6 protein-coding genes are annotated in these 5951 nt (G+C 64.7%); 2 read left to right on the top strand and 4 right to left on the bottom strand.

The window, feature by feature from the left end:
- The 3 genes from ENZ75_RS17980 to ENZ75_RS17990 form a co-directional block, all read right to left on the bottom strand.
- Positions 1 to 450: NAD(P)-binding domain-containing protein (locus ENZ75_RS17980; RefSeq protein ID WP_164887858.1), on the bottom strand; the 450-nt coding region annotated here is incomplete at its 3' end.
- On the bottom strand, positions 447 to 1658 hold the full coding sequence (locus ENZ75_RS17985) for a mandelate racemase/muconate lactonizing enzyme family protein (protein ID WP_063168823.1): 1212 nt from the start codon (positions 1656 to 1658) through the stop codon (positions 447 to 449). The genes ENZ75_RS17980 and ENZ75_RS17985, both read right to left, overlap by 4 nt.
- On the bottom strand, positions 1655 to 3271 hold the full coding sequence (locus ENZ75_RS17990) for a GMC family oxidoreductase N-terminal domain-containing protein (protein ID WP_063168822.1): 1617 nt from the start codon (positions 3269 to 3271) through the stop codon (positions 1655 to 1657). The genes ENZ75_RS17985 and ENZ75_RS17990 overlap by 4 nt, the downstream gene beginning before the upstream one ends.
- Before the next feature lie 238 nt (positions 3272 to 3509).
- Here ENZ75_RS17990 and ENZ75_RS17995 point away from each other — a divergent pair, with 238 nt between their 5' ends.
- Together ENZ75_RS17995 and ENZ75_RS18000 are read left to right on the top strand one after the other, a co-directional pair.
- The gene (locus ENZ75_RS17995; RefSeq protein ID WP_063168821.1) at positions 3510 to 4451 is read left to right on the top strand and encodes a phosphoribosylaminoimidazolesuccinocarboxamide synthase; all 942 of its coding nucleotides are present in this window, start codon (positions 3510 to 3512) and stop codon (positions 4449 to 4451) included.
- A gap of 368 nt (positions 4452 to 4819) precedes the next feature.
- Positions 4820 to 5215, top strand: coding sequence for a hotdog domain-containing protein (locus ENZ75_RS18000; protein ID WP_013530049.1), 396 nt, complete (start codon positions 4820 to 4822; stop codon positions 5213 to 5215).
- Between the two features lie 14 nt (positions 5216 to 5229).
- On the opposite strand, the gene ENZ75_RS18005 is transcribed toward ENZ75_RS18000, so the two are convergent.
- The coding region (locus ENZ75_RS18005; protein WP_206617056.1) for an autotransporter domain-containing protein at positions 5230 to 5951 on the bottom strand (722 nt) is incomplete at its 5' end.

Below are 5951 nucleotides of genomic sequence, written 5' to 3' on the forward strand. Positions count from 1 at the left end.
CGGCCGATGACGTTCGTAGAGCGCTGGATCGCCGCCGACCAGCGCGGTGATCTTGCCAGCCGCCGCCAGATGCACGCCACCGGTGACCGGGCATTCCAGCGTCTCGACGCCCCTGGCCGAGGCGAGGGCCGCAAGGCGAAGAATCTCGTCGCGGCCGTTGGTGGACATCTCGATCCAGGTGCCGCCTTGGGGTAGGCCCTCCAGCAATCCGCCGGGTCCGGCCAGCACCGCTTCGCTGACCTTGGGCGAAGGCAGGCGCGTGATGGCATTGCCGGCCCAGGCGGCGGCCTCGGCCGGGCTGCTCGCGGCAGTGGCGCCGAGCGCCACCAGGCGCTCGACGGCGGCCGGATCGCGGTCGAGGACGGTGACGGCAAAGCCGTTGCGGATCAGGCTGGCGGCAAGGTTTCCGCCGAGATGGCCAAGCCCGATGAAGGCGTAGCTCTTGCTCACGGCATCAGCGGGGTCTGCATCATCTGCAGATGCAGGTCCTTGCCCGTATAGGGGTGCGCGTCGCAGACCGCTTCGTTCAACTCGACGCCGAGGCCGGGCTCCTTCGAGGGGACGACGTTGCCGTCCTGCCACTCGATCTTCTTCTTCAAGAGCGTGGCATGGAAACCGTCCCACTGCTTCAGCGATTCCAGGATGAGGAAGTTGGGCAGTGTCACCGCCAGCTGGATGTTGGCCGCACCGACGATCGGCCCGCAATAGCAGTGAGGGGCGACCTGGATGTGGTAGGCCTCGGCCATCGCCGCGATCTTCTTGGTTTCGAGAATGCCGCCGGAGCGGCCGAGGTCCGGCTGCAGGATGGTCGCGGCGCGGTTCTCGATGACGCGGGCGAACTCGAACTTGGTGGTCAGCCGTTCGCCGGTGGCGATCGGGATCGAGGTCGCGCGGGCCACTTGCGCCATGACTTCGGGCATGTCAGGCGGCACCGGCTCCTCGAACCACAAGGGATCATAGGGCTCGATGGCGCGCGCCATGCGCAGCGCGCCGGACGCTGTGAACTGGCCGTGCGTGCCAAACAGGATGTCGGCGCGGGTGCCGACCGCCTCGCGGATCGCCTTGATCATGCGGGTGGACAGGTCGATATCGACAAGACGCGGCTGGTGGCCGTCGAAGGCGGTGTAGGGGCCGGCCGGGTCCAGTTTGACGGCGTTGAACCCCTGTTCGACATATTCGAGCGCGCAGGCGGCGGCGAGATCGGGGTCGTTGTAGACGTTCTTGCCGTGCGCATCCTCGGAGTGGACGCTGCCGGTGTGCGGATAAAGATAGGTGTAGGAACGCAGCGTTTCGTGCACCTGGCCGCCGAGCAGTTTGTAGACCGGCTTGTCGGCCTCCTTGCCGATGATGTCCCAGCAGGCCATTTCCAGCGCCGAGAAGCAGCCCATGCCTGACACGTCGGGCCGCTGGGTGAAGCCGGACGAATAGGCGCGGCGGAAGAAGTTCTCGATGTCGTGCGGATCGCGGCCGACGAGATAGCGCTCGGCCATGTCCTCGACCATCCGGGCGGTAACATGGGCGGAGAAGGTGGCGTTGTAGGCCTCGCCATAGCCGACCACGCCGCCATCGGTGGTCAACTTGACGAAGATGAAATACTTGCCGCCGATGCCGGGCGGCGGATTGTCGACAACCCAGGTCTTGACGTCCGTGATCTTCATTTTTGGTCCTCCAGAACCAGTTCGGCGCCCTTCCAACCGGTCATGATCGAGGCGGCGTTGGTGTTGCCGGTGATGTTGTCGGGGAAGATGGAGGCGTCGATGACGCGCAGGCCGTCGATGCCGTGCACCTTGAGACGCGGGTCGACGACGGCGCGCGCCGGATCGGGCCCCATGCGGCAGGTCGAGACCGGATGATAGACAGTGCCCGAGCGCTTCCTGAAATCCTGAATCAGGTCTGCATCGGAAGTGATTGACGGGCCTGGCAAAACCTCTTCCTCGATGATCTCGGCCATGGCAGGCATCGAGGCGATCTTGCGGACGAATTTCACCGCCGCCAGCATCTCCTCGACATCGGCATTGGTGGAGTAGGCATTGGCCGTTATCCTGGGGTACTCGCGCGGATTGGCCGAGCGGATCATGATCTCGCCACGGCTCGACGGGCGGCAGTTGGACAGGCCGATGGAAAAGCCCGGCCATGGGTCGGGCGTCAGGATGGGACGCTCGCCGCTCTTGGGAATGACGGTCGAGAATGCCTGGAAATAGAGCTGCATGTTGGGCCGCGTCGCCGCCGGGTCGGTGCGGAAGAAGCCACCGGCATTGTTCATCGACAGCGACAGCGGGCCCGAACGGGTCAGGATATATTGCATGCCGACCAGCAGCTTGCCCCACCAGGGACGCAGCGTCTGGTTGAGCGTCGGCAGCTTGCCCTTGAAGGTGTAGTTGATGCCGACATGATCCTGCAGATGCGCGCCGACATTCTCGTTGGCGTGGACCATCCGGATGCCCAGGCCTTTCAGCAGCGCGGAAGGCCCGACGCCGGACAGCTGCAGCAATTGCGGCGAGTTGACCGAGCCGCCCGACAGGATGACTTCGCGACCGGCACGCGCCGACTTCGTCTCGCCGTTCTGCTGGTATTCGACACCGACGGCGCGCTTGCCCTCGAACAGCACCCTGGTCGCCAGCGCCTTCATCTCGACGCGGACGTTGGCGCGCTTCATCGCCGGGCGCAGGAAAGCGCGCGCCGCCGACATGCGGCGGCCGTTGCGGGTCGAGATCTGGTAGACGCCGACGCCTTCCTGGGCAGCGCCGTTGAAATCCGGGTTGAAGGGCAAGCCGGCCTGCTGGCCGGCGACGAGATAGCGTTTGGTCAGCGGGTGGACGGCGCCCGAACAGTCTGTGACATGCAGCGGGCCGCCGACGCCGCGCCATTGGTCCGCGCCGGCCTGGTTGTCCTCGAGCGCCTTGAAGGCGGGCAGCAGATCGTCATAGCCCCAGCCGGGATTGCCGGCGGCGGCCCAGGCATCGAAATCTTCGCGCGCGCCCCTGATCCAGACCATGGCGTTGATCGAGCTCGAACCGCCGAGCAGCTTGCCGCGCGGCCAGTGGTCGGCATTGCCGGCAAGCCCCGGGTCCGGCTCGGCCTTGTAGTTCCAGTTGACGCCGGGATCGAAGAAGGTCTTGCCGTAGCCGAGCGGCATCTGCACGTAGAAGCGGCGGTCGCTGCCGCCGGCCTCCAGCACCAGCACCGAGAAGCGCCCCGAGGCCGACAGTTTTTCAGCCAGGACCGAGCCGGCCGAGCCGGAGCCGACGATGATGAAATCATAGGTCTGCATGATGGAAATGGGAGGCTCCGAAAAATTGGCTGCAGCCTAGACGCGACGGCATTCCGAAGTCGCCGCGCCATCCGGCATCAGTTGTGAAAAAAGCGACCGTCGAACCGATCAGGTTTGCGGGGATTCCCGACAATCGCGCTTGATATCTATCGTCCCGACAGCCTATGCGGTGGCACTATCTTGGCGCATAACTTTTCGGAGTTATGCTCTGGCCACTCTGCGGAAGGCAGGAAATCATATGCGGACCCTCCCTGACGCGTTCATTCCCGAACTGCCGGGCCACTACAGCGGCAAGGTCCGCGAAAACTACGATCTGGCGGATGGCCGGCGCATCATCATCGTCACCGACCGGCTCAGTGCCTTCGACATCATCCTGACCTCGATCCCCTACAAGGGAGAGATACTGACCCAGACGGCGCGCTACTGGTTCGAGGAAACCGCCGATATCTGTCCGAACCATGTTCTCGAATACCCCGACCCGAACGTCGTCGTCGGCACGAGGCTCGACATCCTGCCGGTCGAGATCGTCGTGCGCGGCTATCTGGCGGGAACCACCAGCACCTCGATCCTGACGCGCTACAAGCGCGGCGACCGCGACATGTACGGTATCCGCCTGCCGGACGGCCTGCGCGACAATGAAAAGCTGGCCGAGCCGATCATCACGCCGACCAGCAAGGCCGCGCATGGCGGCCATGACGAGCCGCTGTCGAAAGCCGAGATCCTCGAACAGGGTCTTCTCACGCAGGCGCAGTGGGACACCGTGTCCGGCTACGCTTTGCGGCTGTTCGCCCGTGGCCAGCAGCGCGCCACCGAGCGCGGCCTGATCCTGGCGGACACGAAGTACGAATTCGGCACCGACAGGAACGGGACCATCATTCTTGCCGATGAAATCCACACCCCGGACAGCAGCCGGTACTGGATCGCATCGAGCTACGAACAGGCGCTCGCCGACGGCAGCCGGCCGGAGAGTTTTGACAAGGATTTCGTCCGGTCGTGGGTCTCGGCGCGCTGCAACCCCTACAGCGACCCGATACCTGAGATACCGGCCGAGATCGTCGAACAGGCCTCGCATGTCTATGCGCAGGCCTATGAGGCGATCACCGGCAAGGAGTTCTCTCCGGACCTTTCCGGGAACAGCGTGCTCGATCGCATTCGCACGAACCTCAGGCGCTATTTCTGATCGATCTTCGCCGGGTGATGCGAACTGCCGTCCCATGGCCATGCCCAGGGTCTACGAACTCGGGTTAACCGGTCCTCGGAAACCTTCGCCGGTGTGTTGGCTGACGGAGCAAACGAAAAACCCGCCTGTGCGGCGGGTCACTGGCGCAAATCAGCACCATAGGCAAAAATGTACCATAGCTGAGGGCACCCAGTCAAGAAAAAATTCCTATCGTGAAAAAGCTGCCCGGCAAAAAGGCTGCCGACACCGCGCGCCGGCTGTCGCAGGTCTTTTGCCAGTCCGAGCCTGTGGCCATGCCGTGGCTCGTTGACCTTCTGGCGCCGTGACGATACGGGATCGAGGGCAGCCAGTCTCGAAGGATTTCTCGCATGGTGCACTACGCTGAAGGACGGCCGCTTGGCGATCTGACGCTGCGCACCCTGGCCATGCCTTCGGACGCCAATGCGGCCGGCGACATTTTCGGCGGCTGGGTGATGGCGCAGATGGACCTGGCCTGCGGCATCCGCGCCGCCGAGCGCGCCAAGGGCCGCGTGGTGACGGCGGCGGTGAAAGAGATGTCGTTCGCCAAGCCGATGAAGATCGGCGACACGCTGTGCATCTACACCCATGTCGAGCGCGTCGGCCGCACCTCGATGACGCTCAAGGTCGAGGCCTGGGCGCAGCGCTACCTCTCCGACCTGATGGAGAAGGTCACCCATGCGGATTTCGTCATGGTGGCGCTGGATGGCGAGGGCAAGCCGAAAGCGGTTCCCGCCGAAGGCTGAGGCAAGCCGAAAAATCAGAAGCGCACTTGCATCGTGGCGCGGACGCCCTGGTCGGCCGCCTTCTTCCCGAACTGACCGGAGTAGCTGATCCCCAGCGTGGTGCTGTCGGCGATCCGGAAATCGAGCCCGGCCCCGACGATGGCTGTATCCCTAGCGATCGGCACGCCGGCAATGGTGAAGAGGTCGCCACCGGCGAAGGCCATGTCTGCGGTCGGCGTGGTGTCGCCGAAGGCATGACGCCAGCCGAGCGTACCCTGCGCGGTTGCTTGCATTCCGCCGAGGTCGAAGCCGGCCGAGGCCCGCAAGCCGAGCGTGGTGAAGGTGGTCTCGGTGGTCGAGGCAGCGGATGTGAGTGCGGCGGCGCGCCCCTTTTCCGTGAAGCTGTCGGTGTGGAGGTTGACATAGGCGAGACTGGCGAAGGGCTCGAAGGCAGCCATGCGCGTCTCGAGGCGATAGCCGGCCTCACCGAAGACCTGCGCGGTGCCGGCATCGTATTTCGCCGTCAGCGCATCGACGAAGCCTGGAACGACGACGTTGCGGCTGGTGTCGATCCGGTTCCAGCTGTAGGCGACGCCGCCGCGCAGGCCGAGGCCGTCCCACTGTCTACCGCCATAAAGGCTGATGTGATAGGTGTCGCTGGAGCCGGAAGAGGCATGATCGTCGACGTCGAAACTGGCGTGGTTGTAGCCGGTCAGCAGGCCGACCCGCCAGGCTTCGCCGATCACGGTGTCGGCGC

Origin of the sequence: Mesorhizobium sp. M7A.F.Ca.CA.002.04.1.1 (genome assembly GCF_004022805.1) — a bacterium.
In the GTDB taxonomy this organism is placed as follows: domain Bacteria; phylum Pseudomonadota; class Alphaproteobacteria; order Rhizobiales; family Rhizobiaceae; genus Mesorhizobium; species Mesorhizobium ciceri.